Genomic DNA, 23,289 nt, shown 5'->3' with positions numbered 1-23,289 from the left:
CCCTACTGCCTAAAGTCTTACACTCATTTATATATAAGAATGAGAATTTCTTTTTACTAATATATCAACGATGAATGAGACGATAATATACACGAGACGTCATTACATACATCAAAGCATAAATTATCATTACAAACACTAAGACACCGATATAAGTTGTTAAGAATAATTTTATATCATTAACATCTAAAATACCAAGCAAAGTATAAATCATTTTAGAAGCACATAGTACATGTATCATAGATACTATAATAGGTAAAGTAAAAATAATAACTACTTGGTCATGAATAACAGATCTAATCCGTTCTTCTTCTAAACCTACTTGACGCATAATTCGATAGTTTTTCCGATCTTCATATCCCTCAGCAATATTTTTGTAATACATCATCGTAAATGTACCAATCATTAAGACTAAAGAAACAATAGTTCCAACAAAAATGAGACCACCATAAATATCAAACATATCCTTATTTAATTCATCTTTATTATCAATTTGAATATCATATTGTTTCATCAATTTAGACTTAATATGATCTATGGACTGTGTATCTTTTGTTTTAAGATTAAAAGCAATGTATGAGTTAATATTTGCTGTTGTTTGATAATAATGAATCAATTGACGTTGTTGATTTACATTATGAGTAACAAGTGTGACTCCACCTGGAACTGGAAATGAAAAATAATCTCCTTTTAACTGATTTGTTTTAAATGTTTGATTCATTAATTTGATATGGTCTAATTTTTGAAACATGAAATGATTCGCTAATATTCCCATTTCATTATGTTTAAGTCGCAGGTGCGTATGATTGATTGTATTGTAATCTTTCTGATTCATTACAATTAAATATATACTATTTAAATCCAATGGACTGTTTTCATTATCTCGCTTTACAAATGAACCCTTCTTATAAGTGACTGCAACACTTCCACTTGTATATTCCCTGAAAGCATCAACATCAGCATGTCTCTTAATCTCATTTTCTAGCTGACGTACTTTATGTTTGCTCGTAGTACTATGATGCACATCTCCACTCAATTCAATACGATATTGTGTTGGCATTAAATGATTCGCACGTTGGTCTACACTACGATATGTAGCGACGCTCATTCCTAGAGTCACAATAAGAAAAGTACATAGCATGGTTAAACTAGCCAAACCGATAGAATTAGAATTCATTCTTGAACGTAATCCAGAAATAGTAAAAAAATATTTAGGTCGATAATAAACACTCGGAATCTTTTGAAGCCAATCTATCACTAAAACACTCAATGATATAAATAAGCAATACGTTCCTATTGTCACTAAAATAAGGGCAATAAAAATATTACGTAGTGAAACCAAAATGAGTGTATCTTTTAAGGCAATCATATAACTGTCAACAACAGTTATGATCCCAACAATCAATAAGATATAGAGTAAAGGTTTGGACCATTGTTTTTCCGTTGGATGTTGTTGTTGTATTAACTTAATAGGACTTTGAAAAGTGATTTTTATATTGTTGACAATAAATAAAAATAGCATCATTATTGCTAACATCAACAAGGTGTATCTCATTGCACTTATATCAAATGGATATTTTTTTAAAGATACATGCGTATAACCTAATATTCTATTTAACGACATATAAGTTAATGCACCAAATAAGTAACCACCTATAATACTCAGACATCCAATGATAATATATTGATATATTCCTTCTATAAACAGCATTAACCTAAAATGCTTTTTTTCCATACCCAAAATCATATTCATGGCCAGCTCTTTTTGACGACGTCGCATAATAAAACGATTAGCATAAAGAATAAAAAGGAGTCCAAATAGACACATAAAAAAATTTCCTATACTAATAAAAACTGGAATAACATCACTATGCTTATGAAGCGAAGTATTCATGTTTAAGGATAATAAAATAAATTCAATACCAAATAATGTACTGATGACTAGAATAAATGGAATTATAATATGACGCTGTGTCTTAAAATTCTGAATGACTAACGTCCAAACCAAGCGAAAAGTCATTTTAATCACCACTTTCGTGAAGCATTGCTAAACTATCAGCAATACGTTTTTGAAACTCTGATTGTAGTTCCTCCCCACGATAAATTTCATGATATAAACGGCCATCTTTAATGAATAAAATACGTTTGGCATAGGAAGCATCCACAGCCGAATGTGTCACCATTAAAATGGTTTGCTCATTTTTATTAATGTCTCTAAATAGTTCCATAATCGTTTTAGAAGTTTTGGAATCAAGTGCACCTGTAGGCTCATCTGCGAGTAACAAATCTGGTTCATTAATCAGTGCTCGACATATAGCCACGCGTTGTTGTTCGCCTCCTGATATTTCAAAAGGATATTTATTAAGAAGTGGTTCAATATGTAACTGATAACTTAAGCGATAAAGACGATGACGCATCGTTTGATGTGAGCGATTCGCAAGTACAAGTGGCATTAAAATATTATCTTTATTTGTCATCGTCGGTAAAATGTTAAAATCCTGAAAAACAAAACCTAAATGGTCTCGACGGAAATAAGCGATTTCTTTATTACGCAATTGACGTATATTTTGCGCGTCAATCGTTATCGTACCTTCAGTAGCTCTATCATAAGTTGCAATTAAATTAAGTAAAGTGGACTTCCCAGATCCAGATTCACCCATAATCGCTACAAATTCACCCCTATCCACATTAAATGAAATGCCATTTAATGCGGTAGTAGCATTCAGGCCTCTTCCAAATATTTTTTTTACATTATTCACGTCTAACAACATGATATCCATGCTTCCTTTCTTTTCATTGAACTCTTTAATTTATCACTTACTTCTATCATAAAACAAAAAGAAACCAGTAACATTAATCATTTCTTAAAAATGTTACTAGTTATCCTTACATTATTGAAAGTTTAATTATTTTCTGGGAAATGTATGTCAAATGTAGTTCCTTCATGGAGCGTTGAAGATACTTCTACTTTATGATGTAAATGTGCCGATATATGCTTAACAATAAATAATCCGATGCCACTTGAATGTTGATGAAGTCTTCCGTTATAGCCTGAGTACCCTTTATCGAAAATTTTGGGAAGATCGGCTTTACTAATGCCTACACCGTTATCTCGTATAGATAGCACATGATTTTCGTTGTTAAACGTAATCCAAATATCTTTACCTCTTGCATATTTCAAAGCATTGTTAAGAATTTGTTCTATCATGATCGTACACCATTGAACATCAGTCAGTACTTCATCTTCACAACGTGTGTAATGAATAGTTGTTTTTTGATCGATGAATTGAATCGAATATTTCATAATAAGAGGTTTAACGAGATCGTTAATGGTCACTTTTGAAAAGGACATATCCGTTTCTTGATTCATCAATTTTAAATAGCTGAGTGCAAGACTCGTATAGTTATCAATTTGTATAATTTCTTGACGCACACGATTTACTACATTATCTTCATTTCTTTCTAGAAGGAGTTTTGAAGCGGTAATAGGTGTCTTCATTTGATGCACCCATGTTAAAAAATAGTTCTCAACGTTGACTTGGTATGCAGCTTGTTCATTTTTTACACGTTGTAATTCATCTTCTAAGTCAGCAACTTCTTCTTTTAAAGACACTGCTTCTTGAAATCCACTAAGTTGAATCAACCAAAAAATAATCATTATGAAAAGAATAATTGCCATACCTAGAAAGAAGGCATTGAAAGGCAAATTAAAAAGAAAAAAAATCACCAAGAAAAGTAATAAAAATAAAGCTACTATCATAATTTGATGACGTATCGATTTTATAAACGCTTTTAACATACTATTTATACCTTATATCCTACATTTTTCTTTGTCTCAATGAAATCAACAATACCGATAGATTGCAACTTTTTACGTAGGCGTGTCATATTTACTGCTAACGTATTATCATCAATAAAATTCTCTGATTCCCAACATTTTTCGATGATTGCTGTACGATTGACATATTTCCCTTCATTTTGAAATAATTTATTCAAAATTTGTAGTTCAGTAAACGAAAGTTGTACAGAGTCATTGTTGTAGTATAGTGTGGCTTCATCAACAACGAGTTTACACCCTTTAACAGTCATCTCATTATTTGAAACCGTTAAATCATATGTTCTACGTAGCAATGCTTGAATTTTCGCTATAGTAAGTGACAAATTAAATGGCTTTTCAATAAAGTCATCTCCACCCATTTGAATTGCCATAATTTGATCCATATTGTCAGTACGCGAACTAATGAAAATAATTGGGACATTAGATACTTTACGTATCTCTTGGCACCAATGATAACCATTAAATGTAGGTAAATTAATATCTAATAACACAAGTTCAGGTTCTGCAGTTTTAAATTCTTCAAGAATATTACCAAACTGCTTAGCAATACTCACTTCATAGTTCCAATGTGAGAGTTCATTCCCTAGACTTTCTGCAATGACGACATCATCTTCGACAATTAATACTTTCATTTTTTTCATCCTTTATTTTGCGTCATGATCATTATTGTCATTAGGATTAGACATTTTATTTTTTTCTTGTTCAAATTTATTTTCTTTATGTTTCGTTTTTTTCTTACGTTTTCTTTCTTCCATAATAGATAATGCGATAAATACAACTATCAGTAAAGGAGATAACATTACGAATATCATTATTGATTCACCTCTATATATTTATTCATGACATGATTTCTCTAACTTTATTTTAACGCTTTTTCTTTAAATTGAATATGTTCGAGATAACTGTTTCATAAAAAAGTAAGGAGCGAGATTCGAATTCATTTTGAATACGCCGTCTCACTCCCATGCTTCTTTTACTTTTAATCTTCTTTATTTAAAATATACTTTCTAATATCTTCTATGGTGATCGCTTCTTTAATTTGTCTTTGGATATCATTGATTTTTGCTGTTCTTCCCATACTTCCTGCCCAACTTTTAGGACTATGCTGTTCCCAATCATCTAATTCTTTAAATAGTTCTTGTAATGTTGTCATATGTTTACCACCTTTTTTTAATTTGGGTAAATAAAATAGCCCTCCTTAAATAAGAAGCGCTTGTCGACATCTTCTTATCTTTCAGGAAATCCTGTTGGATGTAGCACCTCACGCAAAGCGCAGTTGCTGAAGTTTCATAGGGCCAATTCCCTCCACTTACTCTTAATAAGATTAAACTATTTTATTTAATACTATTATAGCATACATTTTCAATTCTTTATATTAAATTAATTTATTAAATCATAGAATATGATAAATTAATAATTTTTTACAATACCTTAAACTAAAGTTTACTAAATACTTACTTCAAATCAAATAAAGTTTCTTAATATAAAGATGTAAGTAATCTATATTTTACATATTAGGGGGCTTTTTTAATGATGAGTTTCATCAATAAATTCGGAAAAACCACAGTAGCAACTTCAATTCTAGCTGCTTCAGTATTAGGTACAACACATGTGTCATTCGCATCTGGTGCTGGACAAGGTGCTCAAGATCAACAAGGTCAAAATAGCGATTACATGGCCATCGGTAACACTAAAAATCCTAAAAATGTGATTTTCATGGTTGGAGATGGTATGGGTCCTTCTTATAATTCAGCTTACCGTTATTATGCAGATAATCCTAATACCAAAGAATTAGATCAAACTGCTTTTGATAAATATTTAAAAGGAACTAACCGTACTAATCCTAACGATCCTAAAGAAAATGTCACTGACTCAGCTGCAGGTGGCACAGCTTTCGCTACAGGTCATAAAACATATAATGGTTCAATCTCTGTAGATAATGATAAAAAACCTTTAAAGTCAGTATTAGAATATGCTAAAGAACAAGGTAAATCAACTGGTTTAGTGACAACAGCAGAAGTCACTGATGCAACCCCAGCTGTGTATGCTGCACATGTAGATGATCGTGATAAAAAAGATGACATTGCACAACAATTTTATAACGATAAAATTAATGGCCAACATAAAGTAGATGTTATCTTAGGTGGAGGCTCTAAATACTTCGGTAAAGAAAATGGTCATTTAACTGAGAAATTTCAAAAAGATGGGTACGACTATGTAACCAATAAGACTGACTTAGCTAACTCAAAAAGTGACCAAGTATTAGGTTTATTCGCTGAGAAAAATATGCCGTTACAAATTGATGCACCACAACAAAACCCATTATTAGCAGATATGGAAGAGAGTGCATTATCTAAATTAGAAAAAAATGATAAAGGATTCTTCTTAATGGTAGAAGGCGCTTCAATTGATAAAGCTGGTCATCCTAATGATATCACTGGTGTCATGTCAGAAATGAGCGGCTTCGATAAAGCATTCCAAAACGCTATCGACTATGCGAAAAATCATAAAGATACATTAGTTGTCGCAACTGCTGACCACTCAACTGGCGGTTTATCCATCGCTAAAGGCAAAGATTATGTATGGAATCCAGACGCTATTCATAAAATGAAACATTCTGGCAGTTACATGACTGAACAAATTGCTAAAGGTAAAGACCCTGAAACAGTGATCAATGAAGGTTATGGTGTCGACTTCCCTGAAAAACAATTAGATAAAGTTAAAGATGCGGCGAAAGAATTAAAAGACGTTAAAGATAAAGCAAAAGACGATAAGGATCCGAAAATTGCTGAAGCAACAACTCAATTACAAGATGCAATTCAAAAACCAATTAACGATGCATCTCATACTGGTTGGACAACATATGGTCACACTGGTGAAGATGTAAATACTTATGCATATGGTCCAGGTGCTGATAAATTCCGTGGTAACATTGATAACACAGATAGTGCAAAAAACATCTTCGACTTCTTTGGTCAAGATGTCACGTCTAACCAAAATCAACAGTAATATTTAGCTCATAGATAAGACGCTCTCTATAATTAAAGAGCGTCTTGTTTTATGGTCAGAAACAAGCACTTTTGCAAGTAAAGACCTGCTAAAGTGCTTTTTTTACATCATTATTTCATTTCTAAATTATCTTTAATTTTTTGTTTTACTTCATTTAAGCTATCGTTATTAGGATAGAAATAGTACAATCCGTCGTCACCTTTGTCATCTTGGCCATCAATGATTAAACGTTCTACATTATTATCAGCTTTACTATAATCAGATCTAAATTTATTTAATTCTATAAAACTTAAATCTGTTCTTAAATTATCTTGTGCTGCTTTAAATATACTGTTTAATTTAGTAACAGAATTCATTGAAAAAGCTTCTTTTGCAACAGCTGTGATGACTTGTTGCTGACGTAATTGACGTCCACCATCACCGCCAGCACCTTCTTCTTTACGCGCACGCATATATGCTAAAGCTTGCTTACCATCCATGTGGTATTGCTTACCTTTTTCGAAATGAAACGGTGTAGTTGATTTTGTCGTAAACGTTGCATCACTTATGATATTCACGCCACCTATTTCATCTACAACGGTTTTTACCCCATCCATATTTATTGCAATATAATGATCAACCGGTACATCCATTAACTTTTCTAATGAATGAACTGCTATTTTGGGACCACCATACGCATAAGCATGATTGATTTTCTCGGTTGAATTGTGACCTACAATTTCAGTTCTCGTATCACGTGGTACACTTACCATTACTGTCTTATTATCTTTTGGATTAATCGACATTAATACGATAGAATCACTACGTTGTCCTAAATTTTCTTGATGACGTTGTGCATCATCGTCAATACCATATAACACAACGGTCATTGGATCGCCATCTTTTAAATTTTTTTGTCTTAGTTGTGAGTGATCTCTATCTAATGGTTCTTTAATTGAATTGTTCAACGAATGGAATTTAGCAAATGCGTAAATAACTATTCCAATAAGCACAACGAACAATAAAATTAAAATAGTTATAATGACTTTAAAAGTCGTTGATTTTTTCTTTTTCATATAACTCCTTCTATCTTTACTTAATAGTTTTAAAGATAGTATCTTCAAAATTAGACCTTTTATCTTCAAAGTTATACTTACTATCTATATCTTTATCATATACTAAATTCCCATAAACTTTTCTAATTATACCTATTTTATTTAAAAACTTATTTAAAAATTTAAAATACGAAATTTCCAGTAAATATGGTTTCTTGTCATTAAATTTCCGCATTAACATTAATGTCTGATTAGTGTCCATATAATCCTTATTCTGAGGATGAGTAAGAGTTGTTCTATCATACTTTATAAGTTGATTAATATGATAAACTAAATCATCTATATATATAACACTTCTCTGATTACTGATTTTAGGATATATAAAGTTTATTTTAGACATCTTTAATAACCTTGAAAAATTACCAGGTGAATTTTTTCCGTAAACCATCGGTGGTCTAATAATATTTACTTGAAATTGATTATTTGCTAGATCTTCAAGCATTGTTTCAGCTTTATATTTTGTTAAGCCATAGTATGTAGTTGGATTACATTTAGTATATCGATTAATTTTGACAGTAGATGTTAAAGATCCTTCCTCTCCATACACGCTCATTGTGCTTAGAAAAATGAATTTATTAACACCTGCTTTTTTAACTAAGTTAGCTAGATTTTTTGTTAATTCATAGTTAACTTTAAAGTAATCAGTAAGCCTAGCATGAGGAGTATTATTGTGAACTAATGCTGCTAAGTGAATAACAACATCAAATTTTGAAAAATCTTTTTCTTGCCATGTTTGTCTTCTCACACTAAGTCTCTCTACTCTATCTCCTTGAGCAATGAAAAATTTTTCTAATGCGTTTCCAATATACCCTGTTTTACCAGTTATTAATATATTTCTAGACATTAATGACTAACTCCTTCTGAAGATATAGTATTTTTTATTGTTTTATAAATTATATACATATCTAATTTAAAAGACTGGTTCTCTAAATAATATTTATCATATTGAACTTTTTGATCATCAGAATTGTCATCTCTACCCATAACTTGTGCTAATCCAGTTAATCCTGGTTTAATTTTATGAACATTCACTTTTGTTCTTTTTTCAATTAATTCATATTGATTGTATAATGCTGGTCTAGGACCAACTACAGTCATATCTCCTTTTAAGATATTAAATAATTGTGGTAATTCATCTAATGACGTTTTTCTAATTATTTTACCCGATTTAGTAATAAAATCAGCAGGATCCAATAAGTCCGTTGCTACATTCGGAGTATCAACTTTCATAGATCTAAATTTATAAATTTTAAATAACTTATTATTTATTCCTGGACGATCTTGTTTAAAAATAATCGGCCCTTTTGACTCTAACTTTATTGCTAATGAAACTAAAAATAAAACAGGTAAAAATATTATAATAGCAAATAGTGAACTAAATATATCGAACAATCTTTTCATATAAATCAATTCCTTTTTATATAATCTTTGTACATATTTTCTAGGAAAGTCCAAACAACTTCGTTTGAATAATATTCTTCTACTCTTTTTCGAGCATTTTCACCCATTTGTTCTTTTAAGTGTTGATTTTTTAATAATGTCTCTATATTTTTAACTATTTCATTTATATTTCCTTTTTCAACTATGAATCCTGTTACTCCGTCTTCAACAGTGTCTATTGCGCCAGTAGCGTTAGTAGTAATTACAGGAACGCCAACTGCTTGTGCTTCGATACTTACATTTGAAAACCCTTCCCTATAGGTTGGTAGCACTAACACATCTATGTGATTAAAATAATTTGCTGTAGAATTAACATGACCAGTTAAAATAACATCTTTATTATTCACTAAATAATTATAATCTTTTTTAGATATAGAGTTACTTTTTTCAAAATCACCTAGAACTAAAAGTTTTATATTTAAATGTTTATTTTGAAGTTCCTTAAATGCTTCTATTAATTCATATATACCTTTATCTCTAACTATTCTTCCAGCAAAGCCTATAACAAAATTAGTTGAAAGTTCTTTTTTAATACTTTTAGGGATATTATTATTTTCTTTATTATATATACTTAAATCTACACCATTAGAACTCCCATTTCCTAAAACCATAATCTTATCACTTTTCGTTAAATTTAACTCTAATATTTTGTTTCTTAAACTATATGAAACCGATATCACATCAGTCGCACAAAACATTGCTAATTTTTCCATGGCATATAAAATTTTATATTTAAAACTAGTTGCTGTTTCTAATCTTAAACCTCTTACAGTATAAATACGTACAGGCCTTTTTGTGATAAAAGCAGCTAATGTTCCTATTAAGCCTGCTTTAGGCGTCCCAGAGTTAACAATATAGGGCTTTTCTTTTTTAAATAATCTAATCATATTCATTAATGATTTTAAATCATTTTTCAAAGAAATTTCTCTTTCCATGTTAACTATATGTGTAATATCAGAAGAATATGTGTTTTGTTCTGGTCCCTCTGAGGATACAACATGCGCGTCGAGTCCCTTATCTCTTAAATATTCAATTTGCCCTTTCATTAATGGAATACTCTTTGAAACAGTTACTAATTGAAAAATTTTTTTATTTGACAATGTCATTCACCCTTATTTATAGAGCACATTTAGTTTATAGTCTCCATAATCCTTTGTTTCCGATTTCATCATCTTCAATAATACCTTTAATATCAAGTACTACACCATTCTCTTTTACAAGATTTAAGTATTCTTGTTTATGTTCTACATAATCTTCATGTGCTACAGCAAATATAATTGTATCAGCCTTAGGTAAATCTTGTTTATCTTCTAAGTCGATATTATAGAATTTTCTAGCTTCTTTTTTATCTGCTTCTACATCATTTACGTGTACATCTAAACCATAGTCTTTTAGTTCTTCAATAATATGAATCACTTTTGTGTTTCTTAAGTCAGGACAATTTTCTTTAAATGTTAGACCTAACACATTTACCGTTGCGCCTTGAACTTCTAAACCTTGTTTTAGTAAGCCTTTAATGACATTAGAGGCAATAAATTTAGACATATCATCATTAATGCGTCGACCAGCTAAAATCACTTCTGGATGATGGCCTACTTCTTGAGCTTTATGTGTTAAGTAGTAAGGATCTACACCAATACAATGTCCTCCAACTAAACCTGGTTTGAAATTCAAGAAATTCCATTTCGTGCCTGAGGCACGTAATACTTCATTTGTATCGATATCTAATTTATCAAAAATTAATGCTAATTCATTCATTAGGGCGATATTTACGTCACGTTGTGTATTTTCAATTACTTTAGCTGCTTCTGCTACTTTAATTGATGATGCTTTATGCACACCTGCAGTAACTACAGAACCATATACGTCAGCAACAACTTCTAATACTTCTGGTGTTTGACCTGAAACAACTTTAGTGATTGTTTCAAATGTATGTACTTTATCGCCTGGATTAATTCTTTCAGGTGAATAGCCAACAAAGAAATCTTTACCACAAGTTAAGCCTGATTCTCTTTCTAATATTGGAACACAATCTTCTTCTGTTGCGCCTGGATATACAGTTGATTCATATACAACGATGGTATCAGGCGTTAACACTTGACCAACCGTTTCACTCGCTTTAAGTAGTGGTGTTAAGTCTGGCTTATTATTTTTATCAATCGGTGTTGGAACTGCTACAATAATAAAGTCAGCCTTTTTCAAATCTTCTGAATTAGAAGTAAAATAAATATTTGTAGCTTTTAAGTCTTCTGATGTCACTTCATTTGTTCTATCATAATTTTCTTTTAATTCTTTAATTCTGTTTTCATTAATATCAAAACCAATGACTTTATGTTTTTTCCCAAAAGTGACTGCTACTGGTAAACCTACATATCCTAAACCTACAACTGCTATATTTCTATCCATTGTAAATTACTCCTTTATTTTAAATTATTAATCATGAATCGTTTTTTTCCACCATTAGTAAGGGGAATATTATCTACAAAATTATATTTAAATTGAGTCCTATCACCGAATCTTGATCTTAATTGTGTTTCTAATTTATTAATAAGTTTTTTAGTATTGGTCTCCTCAGCAACTACTAAATTTACTTCTACTAAGTCAATCTCATTTTGAACAAATTGCGAATCAACAACTGTGTTTCCTAGTTCTCTAATAGCGGTAGATAAATATACATTGGTAATTATTCCTCTTTCGCTAGACTTTAAAAAGTCATTATTTCTTCCAATTATTTTTTTAATTTTAATATCTTTTTGTATGTAATTTTCAGGTAATTCTTCATATAGTTCTACTGAATCACCAATTTTGTATCTAAATAGAGGGGTAGTAGTCGTATAAAAACCTGTTACGATTAATTCATAAATTTTATCTTCAACTTTTTCAAGTTCAAAATAACCACTCATCGCTCCAATTTCATATTCACCTTTTGTATTTTCTATTATAAATGGTGATCCTTCAGAGGATGCATATTGATTTCTTACTGGACAATTAAAAGCTTTTTCAATATCGTTTCGCATTTCATCTGTTAAAGTTTCTGCAGTTGGAAAAATTGCAATTGGAGTAAAAGTCAATTTAATATTATTTTCTAATATATATTTAGAAATTCTATGTAATACGGTGGGGAAACCATCTAATGTCTCAGGCTTGAAATCATTTAATTTTTGAACATAATATTTAAGGTTTTCTCCTTCGGCATGATAAGCCGAAATCATTAATTGATTCAATGGTTCATTGTATCTCCAAAAAATTTTTTTCTTTTGTTTTTGAGGCACAATTTTTCTTCCCCCTATACTTACTCTTTTCATCCCTTTAAAAACACCGTGTTGTTCTTTAAAATAATCAAGATAAGCTATTTTCCTTGACATATCATAAGAATTTGAAAATATTTTCAAACTTTTACCTGTTGAGCCACCTGTTCCTAATGTAATCAAATTCTTTGATTTCTTATTAACTATTTTTTCAATATTAGTTCTAACTTGTTCTTTAGTTAACATAGGATATTGATTCAAATTATTTAAATCTATTTTATTACCAAACCCTGTTAATTTTTCTTGATAATAATCACTTTCATTTTTAATTAATTTATAAAATTCTTGCATTCTTTCATTTTGTAAATCAAATGGATTTTGACAATTTCTTAATTTAGATAATTCTTTAAAATAATGTTCTGTGTATCTTTGCCTTTCAAAAAGTTTTCCTTGAACTGAAACCATAATATTTTGAAAAAATATTGGGGAATGGTTATATATAAATTGAAGCATACTGTGTCTCCTCATATAATTAATTATTTATTATTTTATTTTTATAATAAATCAACGCTTCTTTTCGTCTTAATTGCAGCTGTTCATTGTCATACACTGAGATTTTGTTTTGATTTTTCCTAATATTTTCTTCTCTAAAGCTTTGGTTTATATAAAGTCTTTCAATTAATGTTGCTAATGCTTTATAGTCTTTAGCTTTAAATAAGAATGAACTATCTAAACTATCTGAGTTTCCTCCAACTGAGGAACCTAACGTAGGCACACCACAACTGATTGCTTCAACAATGGACCTACAATGACCTTCTGTTAAACTTGGTTGAATATATACATCTAAGGTACTAAACCACTCTTTTAGTTTTTCTTTTTCATATATTTTCCCTTTAAATTTCACATCATTTTCTAATCCGTATTCTTTTGCCATGTTTGAAAATTTTGGACTTGGACCTTCTCCAACAAATTCTAATTTGATAGGTAATTCTTTAGATTTTAATACACTGGCTGCCTTAATAGCTGTAGTGTGCCCTTTATAGTCAACAAAAGTAGATCCTATTAATCCAACTCTTAAATTTTTATTGATACTTAAATCTTTAGAAACCTTAGTAATGTTTTGAACATTGGATATTCCCGTGAATTTTTTTCCTTTGCAAGGATATTTATTACTTAAATAGCTTTGAGTTACATATATAGCAACTGTTGCATGTCTTACTGCCTCTTTTTGTAAGATTTCCATCGGTGAAGCTAGGATTTTACCAATTATTGACCCATGATACCAGAAAGCATCATATGCAGCTCCCACTACTTCAACCATATATTTTTTATTCAATTGCTTACAAATTTTAGCAGCTATAAAACCAAGTACACTTGGGACTCTTATTAATACACCATCACTTTCTTTAATTGCTAAGGTAATCTTTTCAATAATATCTTTATGATTATTTAGTAAAGATTTCGGAGATTTATATGATGTAATAGGTCTAAATTCAACTTTTTTTCCACTAGATTTTTTTTTATTTCCAACCTCTTTAATGTTTTTAAACCTTGAGCTTATAATCATTCGATCAAATACAGATAAGTACCTTTCCCAAATACTATAAGTAAATCCTAAAGAATAATAGTCCCCTTTATTAAACTCAGCAGGGAAATCATGTACAAATAATAATTTCATTATAAACCCTTCTTTCTTTATCTTAATTTGTAATAATCTAAATACCAATCAATAAATTTATTCACACCATCTTGTATAGATGTTTGTGGTTTGAAATCAATATTTTTGAATAAATCATCTACGTTCGCATATGTTTCTGGTACATCTCCAGGTTGTAAATCCATATAATTTTTCTTCGCTGTTTTACCAAGTTTATTTTCAATTGCTTCAACGAATTCCATTAGACGAACTGGACTGTTATTACCAATATTATAGATTTTATAAGGTGCATATGAAGAACTTGGATCTGGATTAGCACCAGACCATTCAGGATTTGGTTGCGCTGGTTTTTGAATTAAGCGACTAATTGCTTCTACAATATCATCAACATAAGTAAAATCACGCATCATGTTCCCATGATTATATACATCAATGGTTTCGTCATTTACTACTGCTTTAGTGAATTTAAATAATGCCATGTCAGGTCTGCCCCACGGGCCATAAACTGTGAAGAAGCGTAACCCTGTTGTTGGCAAGTTATAAAGGTGGCTATAAGTATGCGCCATAAGTTCGTTTGATTTTTTAGTAGCAGCATATAAGCTTAATGGGTGATCAATATTATCTGAAGTTTTAAATGGCTTATTTGTATTTGCACCATAGACTGAACTTGAAGAAGCATAAATTAAATGTTTTACTTCATGGTGACGGCAACCTTCTAAGATGTTCATAAATCCAACAATATTTGAGTCAATGTATGCTCTTGGATTTTCCAAACTATATCTTACGCCCGCTTGGGCAGCTAAATTGACTACAACCTCTGGTTTTTCATCTTCAAAAATTTGATTCACTTTTTCATAATCTTCTAAGTCTGTTTTATAAAAAGTAAAGTGATCTTTACCAATTGATTTCAATCTATCTTCTTTTAATTCTACAGAGTAATAGTCATTAATGTTGTCGATTCCTATTACCTCATAACCTTGCTTAATTAATTTCTTTGCTAATGTTGAACCAATAAATCCTGCAGCACCTGTGATTAAAACTTTCATGTTATACATGCCTCCTAGTATATACTATATAATTTTTCAACGTGATTAACACACGTTTCTAATTCAAAAGAATGTAAATTATCAAATTTAATTTTATATTTATTATTTAATAATTTATATATTTCTCTTGCCCAAGCTTCTTTTTCTAATTCAATAGTGAATGATGAATGAGGAAAGTATTCATTTACTTCAATATTTTCTTTAATGTTTGAAGTAACAGATATACATTTTGATAAATGAGCTTCAATTAATGCTCCTGGTAGACCCTCTAGTTGACTTGGAAATAAAAAATATTTACTTTTACATAAAAAAGGATAAGGATTAGATACCTCTCCTACTAAGTAAACATTATCTTTTAAGTTTCTTTTTTTCATTTCTTTTATAAATTTTCTTCCATATTCATTGTTATAATCACCTAAAAATTGAACTTTAATATTGATATTATAATAATTCTTTAAAACTTCTATTACATCCAATAAAAACAATTGATTTTTAGAATCTTTAAATCTAGAAACATTTGTAAATATATTTTCTTTCTTTTCTAAATCAATATTACTGGGTTTCTTTAACCCGTTATATATAACTATATGCTTACTTTTAAATATCTTTCTTTTAATTAAATTTTCTTTAGCCACTTCACTAACATAGACTATTTTGGTACTAAAAAGTTGTAATATCATTGCTAAAAAATTGTTTCTGATTTTTCTCAAAGGATTTTTGATTTCTTTTAAATCTCTAGAGGTTCTAAAATGAGATATCCGACCTTTAACTCCAGCTAAAAATGCTAATACTTGAATAAAACCACTAACATATAATATGTGACTATGAACAATATCAAATTTGTTTCGTTTTAAAAGTTTTAAAAATCTAGTTATGAAAAAAGGTGATTTTAATGATAAATAGTGTATTTTCACATTACTTTGTTTTAATTCCTCATCAAGTGTACCTACTTTTCCTGATAAAACACAGATATGAAATTCATATTTATCATTAAGGCTCTCTATTACATCCTTCGTTCTTAATTCTGCTCCTCCTCTATTCATCCTTCCAAATACATGCAATATCTTCTTCATACTATCCCCCTATTTAATATATTTGGCTAATAAATAATTTCTTTTTTTGCATATTTTTATGTTATTAGCGAAAGTTAATACTTTTTTTCTTATAATCATAAATATCTTTAATAAAATGAGCTGGATTTCCAACATAAACACAATTATTATGAATATTTTTTGTAACGGTATTACCAACACCTATTACCACATTATTACCTATACTTACATTTGGTAAAACTATTGAATTCATTCCAATAAAAACATTATGACTTATTTTTGATTTTTTAACATAATCTTATCTTTTAACTCTTATCTACTTTTTTATAAAAGTAATAATATGCAATTAATGTGATTAATTGCGAAAAGCTTATTGTTATGGCAGTGCCAATAAGTCTAAATCGAGGTATAAAAAGTATACTTAAAATAATTATACTAACAAATGTAATTAAAGATATTTTATAATTAACCTTATAGTTACCCGTAGCTACAATCGAAGTACCTAAAAAAACACCACTTAATATAAAAACCAACCCAAATGAGAGAATTACTAATGTCATAGAATTATTAGCATATTCATTGCCAAATACTATTTTCAAAATTGTCTTCCCAATAATTGAACTTAATAAAACACCTACTATCCCAACAACAAAACCTAAAAACATCATTTTTTTCGTCGTTTTTCTATACTCATCATAATTCTTTAAACGGTAATAATTTCTTAATTTAGGTAGAAAAATCTGACTAATTGAATTAGCAAACAAATTACCTACAACTAACAAATATGCTATTGTTGAAAAAATGCCTAAATAATATTCACCATAAAAGCTTTTCATTAGTATTCTAGGTATACCAGTATTTAGTGAACCTATAGCACTAGATAATGATAATGGAAAAGCTAATAAAAATATTTCTTTCATTATTTGATAATCTTTTACGTATTTCAGCTTAATATTATATTCTTTTTTTAATAATGTTTTATCTATAATATAAAAAGATACTATAGCAATAATCAGCCATAATATTAGGCTTAATTCTAGACTTTTAGTTAAACAAAAAGTAATAGAAAAACATAGAAAACTAAAAAAATTATAAGAGATCATAGACATACTTAAGTATTTTATTTCACTATCTTTTTGGTATATTCCATATGCAACTTCTTTTAGATTTTCAACAATTTTAATTATTGAGACTAATAATACTACTTTGAAATTTGATGAATCTATAATTAAAGCTATAATTGATAAAAATATTATAGTAATACTGTTTATTGTTAATATAGTTGAATAATGATTGTTGGGACTATAGTTATCATTAGTAACTATAACTGAGCGTATTTTTAATGATAAAAACAAAAAGATAGGGGCTGATATTACTAAAGCATAATTATACTTTCCTACTTCAACTGGCGATCCTAGTCTTGCTAAAATTATTAAAACTAAAAACTTACATAAAGCTGAAAATAAATTCGCCAAGAATATATAATTAAATTTTTTCATTTTTTTCACTCTTTTACTCTTTCTCTATAAAATTTTTAGTTATATATAATATAAATGAAATTAAAAGGATTATAAGTATATACCCAGGAACAAATGAAAATGCATTTCTAATGTTATTAATTAATACACTTGTGACTGCAGCACCAATCGATAAAGTAGTAAACCTTCCAAAATGAGAAAATTTCGTTAATACAAACACAAGGATCATAATAATTATTATCATTCCTACAATAGCACCATTATAATAAGCTTCTGCCATAACATTAAACCCCATACCTTCAAGTCTATATCTAAACCCGAATCCCTCTATTTTATAATCAACAGGTGAAAGACCTGGAATAAATTTTGAAAATATATTTTGAATAGGAGCTAAATAACTATACCCTAAAGATAATGTTTCTCCATTTCTTATCCAATCATACACATATCCAAAAGGTCTTAGTGTATAACCAATTTCAACCAATGAACTAAACCAATTTATATTAATTTCATTAAAAGAAAAGCTTTGAACTTGCCTGTTTATTTTAATTAAAGGTATTAAAAAGAATAAAGTGAATATAAAGAGAATTACAGTTCCCCACTTTAATTTTATTCCTCTGATTATAAGTACTCCTAGTGCTGTCAAAATAGGATAAAAAACTTCTCCTCTATTACCAGTCGCCAAAAACAATACACATTGAGGCGTTATAAGCATTATTAAATATTTGAGGTTAGTTTTTTTAACATTTGAAAAAGCGAAAGCAATTCCTACAGAAAAGATAAATACCCCATATGTATACATAGGTAATTTTTGAATACTATCTACATAATCACCATATGTATTTATAGATAACTTTCCAGTTAATATATAATATAAAAATTGAAAAGTGAATAGAATTATAAAGAAAATACCTGTATAAAAATAGGTTGCATCACCTGAATTATTAATATTTAATTTTTTATAGTGCTTTTTTTGAAATTTAATATTAAAAATTATCATAATAATACTTAGTAACGAGAATAGAAGCAAACCAAAGCTAACTATTTCTAATAAAGACTTAAAATTCTTATAATACCAAGTTAAATCACCATGATACTCTAGAAATGGATTTTCAATAAAACAGTTTGTTAAATATATACCATAATTAGTAAGATATAAGTAAAATAAGTAAATCATTAAAAAACCATTTTTATTTTTGTACAAAATAAAAATACTTGAAGCTATAGTTAACGTAAGAGAAATAACTAGTATTTTAAAACTAATTAGATTATAGTGAAAATATAAAAAAATAAAACTCGTAATAATATGAAGAACAAAATTTATAACCATTCTAAAGTTGATATTAACTTTCATTTAACAATCAACAACCTTTTCTATTAGCAATATTAATAATTTTTTGTTGCGAGAAATGATGATTTAAATCTTCAACTAATTCATTCACTTCATCTTTACTGTGATGTTTTACGCGCCCTCGATATATTTTTTCATAAACTTGTTCAGCATGTATCTCGTCTTCGTTTAACAATTCTTCATATAATTTTTCACCTGGGCGAATTCCTGAAAATTCAATTTTAATTTCATCTTCAGACTTACCGCTTAATCGGATTAAATTTCTCGCTAAATCAACTATTTTTACTGGTTCTCCCATATCTAATACAAATACTTCTCCACCTTGTGCTAATGCTCCTGCTTGAAGTACTAGTCTTGAGGCTTCAGGAATCGTCATAAAGTATCGTGTCATATCTGGATGCGTCACTGTGACAGGTCCACCTGCTGCAATTTGTTTTTTAAATAATGGAATGACGGATCCTCTTGAACCTAAAACATTTCCAAATCGCACAGCTACAAAATCAGTCTTACTATTTTCATCATTGAGACTTTGTACGACCATTTCAGCCATACGTTTAGATGCACCCATGACATTAGGTGGGTTAACCGCTTTATCAGTTGAAATCATGACAAACTTTCTAACTCCAGCTTTTTTAGCGGCAGTTGCTACATTTCTTGTTCCAAGTACATTGTTTTTGAATGCTTCAGTAGGATTATATTCCATAAGTGGTACATGTTTATGAGCAGCTGCATGATAAATTGCATATGGATGATACTTATCAACAATATCTTGAATACGTTCTCCATCTTGTACATCTGCAATGACTGGAATAATTTCAATTTTATCCTTGTACAATTTCGTTAGTTCTTGATGAATTAAATAAATACTATTTTCACCGTGTCCAAGTAATATCATTCTTTCTGGTTCAAATTTACATACTTGTCGACATATTTCAGATCCTATAGATCCTCCTGCTCCAGTAACTAATATGGTTTTATGCGTTAGTTCTTTTGAAATCATGGCCATATCTAACTCTACTGGTTCTCTTCCTAGTAAATCTTCAACTTCTACACGTTTTAATTGGTTAACCTCTAACTCTCCAGATAATACAGACTCTATACTTGGCATTTTGAAGATATCTACCCCAGTACTGTTACATAGATCAGTGATTTCTTTCAATCTACCTGGTAAAAGCGTAGGTATAGCAATGATAATTCTTTTAATTCGATACTTTTCTACTAGATTAGGAATATCTTTAATTGTGCCCTGGACTTTAACTCCTCCAGTAATAGCTAAATTACGCTTTTGTGGATCATCGTCTACAGCTAAGACAGGTTCTAATCCCATATCTGGACTTCGTAACATTTGTCTTATTAATAGTGATCCACCGCGACCTGCGCCTACAATCAGTGTTGGTTTTTTCTTTTTCCGTTTTCCTACTAAAAAACCACGCGCGATTCTCCATGAAATTCTTGATCCTCCTATAAGAATCAGGTGCATCATCCATGTGATTAAATACAATCTTAAAAATGGAGGTCTACCTGTAAATATAGGTACTACAAGAGTTGTTGCTATAATTGAGCATGTCACTGCTTCAACAATTAATAGTAATTCATTTACACTCGCATATTCCCAAGCGCGATGGTATAAATTAAATATATATGCGAAAATGTGATGAGAAATAAGTAATATAATAGAAGTAAGAATCAGAATATTATATGAATACGTTTTAAAAAAAGGTTCTAGTATGCTATAACAAATAAATACTGAAAATGTCACAATCAATGAATCAATGATAATTAAAATAAGTAGACGTTGTCGTGCGGTTAATTTGTCCACTTTTATTTCCCTCCCAAGATGCTCTTAAAATATTAAAAAAGACCAAAGAATTTTTTATGTCTGTAATCTTGAGTAGGTCTTCTTTTAACTATATCTTTGTTTTGAATAACAAATTGAGCATTTTCTATAAGCTTTTGTATGTTTTTTTCATATTTATGTATTTTTTTATCGTCAAATAATTCATTCATAATAAATGGTCTTTGTTTTACATGATGTGCATCTGAAGCAATAAAATGCGTTAAATTATTTTCTATCATTTGAATTGATATTTTTTGAATTTTTTTACCATAATGCCCTATTAACGATGCGGATGTAAGTTGACTCAAAGCGCCATTATTAATTAAGTCATATAAATCATCTAAGTTTGTACTTATCCTTTTATTTCTTTCAGGATGGGCAATGATTGGAATATATCCTCTAGACTGCAATTCATAAAGTAAACGTTTCGTATAATGCGGTATATCATTGGACGGCAACTCAATTAATAAATATTTGGAGTGATTAAGTCCTATCGCTTCTCCGTTTTCTAATTGAGGTATGATTTGATCTGTTAATCTAATTTCTTGCCCTGGATAGATTTTTATATTAAGTGCTTTTATTTCATCTATCTCAGAAAGTTCTTGTATCTTTTTTATTACTACTTCATTTGGTGTTTCATACTTTGGATTTAAATGATGTGGCGTCGCTATAATTTCTGTAATTCCTTGTTGTTTACTTTGTTTTAGTAATTCAACAGCTTCTTCAATATTTTTAGGACCATCATCTACGTCAATAAGTATATGATTATGTATATCAATCATTCTTTGAATCATCTCCATAGTAATAATAATAGTTAGATGATTTATCTTTAGCCGTTTTATTTAATACTGCACCTATTACCTGGCCATGCGCTTTTTCAATCAATTGTTTTGCTTTTTTTATGTCGTTTTTATTATTTTTTTCAGTATCTATTACAAGTAAGCAGTATTTGACATATTGCATAAATACTTGTGCATCTGTTACTGACATCACTGGTGGAGTATCAATAATAATCATGTCATACATTTCTTTAAGTTGTTGGTATATTATTTCAAAACGTTTTGAATCAATTAACTCAGAAGGATTGGGCGGCACTGGACCAGATGTTAAAATATCTAAATTTTCTATACGTGTTGATTCAATCGATTTATGAATACTACTTTTTCCAACAATTAAATTGGATAGTCCATCATAGTTTGACTTCTCTAAAATATAATGTTGTGTGGGTTTTCTCATATCTCCGTCAACGATTAATGTTTTATAACCTGCTTGTGCATAAGTCACAGCAATATTTGCAGATATGATACTTTTTCCAGCTGCTGGCTTTTCTGATGTTATAATAACGCTTCTAACTTCTTCATCTGCACCTGAAAACATAATATTCGATCGAATTCCTCTAAATTTTTCACTAATCACTGATTTGGGTTTATCTTGTGTTATTAAAGGCGTCATTAATAATTTTCTTTTTTTCTTGTTAGACATATATTTTAATCTCCTCAACTATTTAATTTTTGGAATAGAGCCTAAAACTGGTATATCGAGTTCGCTTTTGACATCTTCTTCATTACGTATTCTTTTATCTAATAATTCGTTAAGTATAATAATTCCTAGTGCAAGTAATAAACCAATTACTAAACCAATTACTATATTGACATAGAGCTTAGGCGAAACTTTTGTAGCAGTTCCATTCGCTTTAGACAATACGGAAACATTATCTACATTCATAATACTTGGCATTTTTTTACTAAATACAGTTGCTATATCGTTCGCTACTTTTTCTGCTTTTTGTTTATTGTTATTTTTAATATTGATATTTAATATTTGTGAATTTGCTTGAGTATTAACAACCAACATATTTTTTATATCTGAAGAAGTATACTGGTTTTCTTTTTTAGCAACTTCATCTAATATTCTTGGACTCTTAATGATTTCAGAATACGTATTAACTAACTGAATATTACTTTGAACTTCTTGAGCCATAAGGTCGCTATTTTTTTCTTTTTGATTTACTAATACTTGAGTATTTGCTTGGTATTGAGGTTTCATTAAAAATAATGTAACTAGAAGTGCAATAATCATAAAAAGAATTGGAATCATAATTAATAATTTCCATTTTCTTTTCAATATTTCTATTAACTTTGATAAACCAAGTGTATTTTCCATTATATCCTCCAATAAATTTTTATACTATTTTCAATTATCGAAATTAAATATGATATATACATATTAATATAAGTAC

23 protein-coding genes and 1 riboswitch are annotated in these 23,289 nt (G+C 29.4%); of the genes, 1 reads left to right on the top strand and 22 read right to left on the bottom strand.

Translation table 11 applies throughout. From position 1 onward, the window contains the following. Positions 1–64: 64 nt before the first annotated feature. From CD034_RS01000 to CD034_RS11120, 6 genes are all read right to left on the bottom strand, one after another. Positions 65–2,020, bottom strand: coding sequence for an FtsX-like permease family protein (locus tag CD034_RS01000; RefSeq protein WP_049431959.1), 1,956 nt, complete (start codon positions 2,018–2,020; stop codon positions 65–67). A gap of 1 nt (position 2,021) precedes the next feature. Then, positions 2,022–2,771, bottom strand: a complete 750-nt coding sequence (locus CD034_RS00995) for an ABC transporter ATP-binding protein (RefSeq protein WP_049431962.1) — start codon at positions 2,769–2,771, stop codon at positions 2,022–2,024. 131 nt (positions 2,772–2,902) lie between these two features. Next, positions 2,903–3,799, bottom strand: a complete 897-nt coding sequence (locus tag CD034_RS00990) for a sensor histidine kinase (protein ID WP_049417980.1) — start codon at positions 3,797–3,799, stop codon at positions 2,903–2,905. A gap of 5 nt (positions 3,800–3,804) precedes the next feature. Next, a complete protein-coding gene (locus CD034_RS00985) occupies positions 3,805–4,470 on the bottom strand; it encodes a response regulator transcription factor (protein WP_002488207.1) in 666 nt (221 codons plus the stop codon). A gap of 12 nt (positions 4,471–4,482) precedes the next feature. Beyond that, on the bottom strand, positions 4,483–4,650 hold the full coding sequence (locus CD034_RS11125) for a hypothetical protein (protein WP_002488268.1): 168 nt from the start codon (positions 4,648–4,650) through the stop codon (positions 4,483–4,485). Between the two features lie 167 nt (positions 4,651–4,817). Next, positions 4,818–4,991 carry a hypothetical protein gene (locus CD034_RS11120; RefSeq protein WP_002449232.1) on the bottom strand — a complete coding sequence of 58 codons (174 nt, stop codon included), beginning with the start codon at positions 4,989–4,991 and terminating at the stop codon, positions 4,818–4,820. 71 nt (positions 4,992–5,062) lie between these two features. Then, a riboswitch (SAM riboswitch) is annotated at positions 5,063–5,163 on the bottom strand. 208 nt (positions 5,164–5,371) lie between these two features. Between CD034_RS11120 and CD034_RS00980 the strand changes: the two genes are divergently transcribed. Beyond that, entirely contained in the window at positions 5,372–6,847 is a 1,476-nt protein-coding gene (locus CD034_RS00980) for an alkaline phosphatase (RefSeq protein WP_103288053.1), read from the top strand. Positions 6,848–6,957: 110 nt separating this feature from the next. Here the strand turns inward: CD034_RS00980 and CD034_RS00975 are convergent, their stop codons facing one another. From CD034_RS00975 to CD034_RS00900, 16 genes are all read right to left on the bottom strand, one after another. Then, positions 6,958–7,902 carry an LCP family glycopolymer transferase gene (locus CD034_RS00975; protein WP_103288048.1) on the bottom strand — a complete coding sequence of 315 codons (945 nt, stop codon included), beginning with the start codon at positions 7,900–7,902 and terminating at the stop codon, positions 6,958–6,960. Positions 7,903–7,918: 16 nt separating this feature from the next. After that, entirely contained in the window at positions 7,919–8,785 is an 867-nt protein-coding gene (locus CD034_RS00970) for an NAD-dependent epimerase/dehydratase family protein (protein WP_103288047.1), read from the bottom strand. After that, positions 8,785–9,342, bottom strand: coding sequence for a sugar transferase (locus tag CD034_RS00965; protein ID WP_103288046.1), 558 nt, complete (start codon positions 9,340–9,342; stop codon positions 8,785–8,787). Before CD034_RS00965 ends, CD034_RS00970 begins: the two co-directional genes overlap by 1 nt. Before the next feature lie 5 nt (positions 9,343–9,347). Beyond that, entirely contained in the window at positions 9,348–10,487 is a 1,140-nt protein-coding gene (locus tag CD034_RS00960; protein WP_103288045.1) for a glycosyltransferase family 4 protein, read from the bottom strand. Positions 10,488–10,515: 28 nt separating this feature from the next. Continuing rightward, on the bottom strand, positions 10,516–11,787 hold the full coding sequence (locus tag CD034_RS00955) for a nucleotide sugar dehydrogenase (RefSeq protein ID WP_103288044.1): 1,272 nt from the start codon (positions 11,785–11,787) through the stop codon (positions 10,516–10,518). A gap of 14 nt (positions 11,788–11,801) precedes the next feature. Then, the gene (locus CD034_RS00950) at positions 11,802–13,142 is read right to left on the bottom strand and encodes a phenylacetate--CoA ligase family protein (RefSeq protein ID WP_103288043.1); all 1,341 of its coding nucleotides are present in this window, start codon (positions 13,140–13,142) and stop codon (positions 11,802–11,804) included. Between the two features lie 19 nt (positions 13,143–13,161). Beyond that, the gene (locus CD034_RS00945) at positions 13,162–14,307 is read right to left on the bottom strand and encodes a glycosyltransferase (protein WP_103288042.1); all 1,146 of its coding nucleotides are present in this window, start codon (positions 14,305–14,307) and stop codon (positions 13,162–13,164) included. Between the two features lie 17 nt (positions 14,308–14,324). Further along, positions 14,325–15,332, bottom strand: a complete 1,008-nt coding sequence (locus CD034_RS00940; protein WP_103288041.1) for an NAD-dependent epimerase — start codon at positions 15,330–15,332, stop codon at positions 14,325–14,327. 14 nt (positions 15,333–15,346) lie between these two features. After that, on the bottom strand, positions 15,347–16,405 hold the full coding sequence (locus CD034_RS00935) for a glycosyltransferase (protein ID WP_103288040.1): 1,059 nt from the start codon (positions 16,403–16,405) through the stop codon (positions 15,347–15,349). A 64-nt stretch (positions 16,406–16,469) separates the two neighbouring features. Further along, a complete protein-coding gene (locus CD034_RS11530) occupies positions 16,470–16,637 on the bottom strand; it encodes an LbetaH domain-containing protein (RefSeq protein ID WP_103288039.1) in 168 nt (55 codons plus the stop codon). A 52-nt stretch (positions 16,638–16,689) separates the two neighbouring features. Then, a complete protein-coding gene (locus CD034_RS00925; RefSeq protein ID WP_103288038.1) occupies positions 16,690–17,883 on the bottom strand; it encodes an oligosaccharide flippase family protein in 1,194 nt (397 codons plus the stop codon). A gap of 13 nt (positions 17,884–17,896) precedes the next feature. Further along, positions 17,897–19,216 (bottom strand): O-antigen polysaccharide polymerase Wzy, encoded by a 1,320-nt coding sequence (wzy, locus tag CD034_RS00920; protein WP_103288037.1) that lies wholly within the window; start codon positions 19,214–19,216, stop codon positions 17,897–17,899. A gap of 7 nt (positions 19,217–19,223) precedes the next feature. Then, the gene (locus CD034_RS00915) at positions 19,224–21,032 is read right to left on the bottom strand and encodes a polysaccharide biosynthesis protein (protein WP_103288036.1); all 1,809 of its coding nucleotides are present in this window, start codon (positions 21,030–21,032) and stop codon (positions 19,224–19,226) included. 32 nt (positions 21,033–21,064) lie between these two features. After that, the gene (locus tag CD034_RS00910; RefSeq protein ID WP_103288035.1) at positions 21,065–21,832 is read right to left on the bottom strand and encodes a tyrosine-protein phosphatase; all 768 of its coding nucleotides are present in this window, start codon (positions 21,830–21,832) and stop codon (positions 21,065–21,067) included. Then, complete coding sequence (locus CD034_RS00905) at positions 21,825–22,532, bottom strand: polysaccharide biosynthesis tyrosine autokinase (protein WP_103288034.1); 708 nt, start codon at positions 22,530–22,532, stop codon at positions 21,825–21,827. The genes CD034_RS00910 and CD034_RS00905 overlap by 8 nt, the downstream gene beginning before the upstream one ends. A gap of 18 nt (positions 22,533–22,550) precedes the next feature. Beyond that, entirely contained in the window at positions 22,551–23,213 is a 663-nt protein-coding gene (locus tag CD034_RS00900; protein WP_103288033.1) for a Wzz/FepE/Etk N-terminal domain-containing protein, read from the bottom strand. Positions 23,214–23,289: the final 76 nt, after the last annotated feature.

It is taken from the genome of Staphylococcus hominis subsp. hominis, from assembly GCF_002901845.1.
Taxonomy (GTDB): domain Bacteria; phylum Bacillota; class Bacilli; order Staphylococcales; family Staphylococcaceae; genus Staphylococcus; species Staphylococcus hominis.
The sequence above is the reverse complement of the archived record's forward strand: the minus strand, read 5'-3'. Positions and strand labels throughout refer to the sequence as shown.

What these genes read in the sequence shown, in the direction of transcription:
- CD034_RS01000 (WP_049431959.1), bottom strand. Translation starts at nt 2,020, where the DNA reads ATGACTTTTCGCTTGGTTTGGACGTTAGTCATTCAGAATTTTAAGACA.
- CD034_RS00995 (WP_049431962.1), bottom strand. Translation starts at nt 2,771, where the DNA reads ATGTTGTTAGACGTGAATAATGTAAAAAAAATATTTGGAAGAGGCCTG.
- CD034_RS00990 (WP_049417980.1), bottom strand. Translation starts at nt 3,799, where the DNA reads ATGTTAAAAGCGTTTATAAAATCGATACGTCATCAAATTATGATAGTA.
- CD034_RS00985 (WP_002488207.1), bottom strand. Translation starts at nt 4,470, where the DNA reads ATGAAAGTATTAATTGTCGAAGATGATGTCGTCATTGCAGAAAGTCTA.
- CD034_RS11125 (WP_002488268.1), bottom strand. Translation starts at nt 4,650, where the DNA reads ATGATATTCGTAATGTTATCTCCTTTACTGATAGTTGTATTTATCGCA.
- CD034_RS11120 (WP_002449232.1), bottom strand. Translation starts at nt 4,991, where the DNA reads ATGACAACATTACAAGAACTATTTAAAGAATTAGATGATTGGGAACAG.
- CD034_RS00980 (WP_103288053.1), top strand. Translation starts at nt 5,372, where the DNA reads ATGAGTTTCATCAATAAATTCGGAAAAACCACAGTAGCAACTTCAATT.
- CD034_RS00975 (WP_103288048.1), bottom strand. Translation starts at nt 7,902, where the DNA reads ATGAAAAAGAAAAAATCAACGACTTTTAAAGTCATTATAACTATTTTA.
- CD034_RS00970 (WP_103288047.1), bottom strand. Translation starts at nt 8,785, where the DNA reads ATGTCTAGAAATATATTAATAACTGGTAAAACAGGGTATATTGGAAAC.
- CD034_RS00965 (WP_103288046.1), bottom strand. Translation starts at nt 9,342, where the DNA reads ATGAAAAGATTGTTCGATATATTTAGTTCACTATTTGCTATTATAATA.
- CD034_RS00960 (WP_103288045.1), bottom strand. Translation starts at nt 10,487, where the DNA reads ATGACATTGTCAAATAAAAAAATTTTTCAATTAGTAACTGTTTCAAAG.
- CD034_RS00955 (WP_103288044.1), bottom strand. Translation starts at nt 11,787, where the DNA reads ATGGATAGAAATATAGCAGTTGTAGGTTTAGGATATGTAGGTTTACCA.
- CD034_RS00950 (WP_103288043.1), bottom strand. Translation starts at nt 13,142, where the DNA reads ATGCTTCAATTTATATATAACCATTCCCCAATATTTTTTCAAAATATT.
- CD034_RS00945 (WP_103288042.1), bottom strand. Translation starts at nt 14,307, where the DNA reads ATGAAATTATTATTTGTACATGATTTCCCTGCTGAGTTTAATAAAGGG.
- CD034_RS00940 (WP_103288041.1), bottom strand. Translation starts at nt 15,332, where the DNA reads ATGAAAGTTTTAATCACAGGTGCTGCAGGATTTATTGGTTCAACATTA.
- CD034_RS00935 (WP_103288040.1), bottom strand. Translation starts at nt 16,405, where the DNA reads ATGAAGAAGATATTGCATGTATTTGGAAGGATGAATAGAGGAGGAGCA.
- CD034_RS11530 (WP_103288039.1), bottom strand. Translation starts at nt 16,637, where the DNA reads ATGAATTCAATAGTTTTACCAAATGTAAGTATAGGTAATAATGTGGTA.
- CD034_RS00925 (WP_103288038.1), bottom strand. Translation starts at nt 17,883, where the DNA reads ATGAAAAAATTTAATTATATATTCTTGGCGAATTTATTTTCAGCTTTA.
- wzy (WP_103288037.1), bottom strand. Translation starts at nt 19,216, where the DNA reads ATGAAAGTTAATATCAACTTTAGAATGGTTATAAATTTTGTTCTTCAT.
- CD034_RS00910 (WP_103288035.1), bottom strand. Translation starts at nt 21,832, where the DNA reads ATGATTGATATACATAATCATATACTTATTGACGTAGATGATGGTCCT.
- CD034_RS00905 (WP_103288034.1), bottom strand. Translation starts at nt 22,532, where the DNA reads ATGTCTAACAAGAAAAAAAGAAAATTATTAATGACGCCTTTAATAACA.
- CD034_RS00900 (WP_103288033.1), bottom strand. Translation starts at nt 23,213, where the DNA reads ATGGAAAATACACTTGGTTTATCAAAGTTAATAGAAATATTGAAAAGA.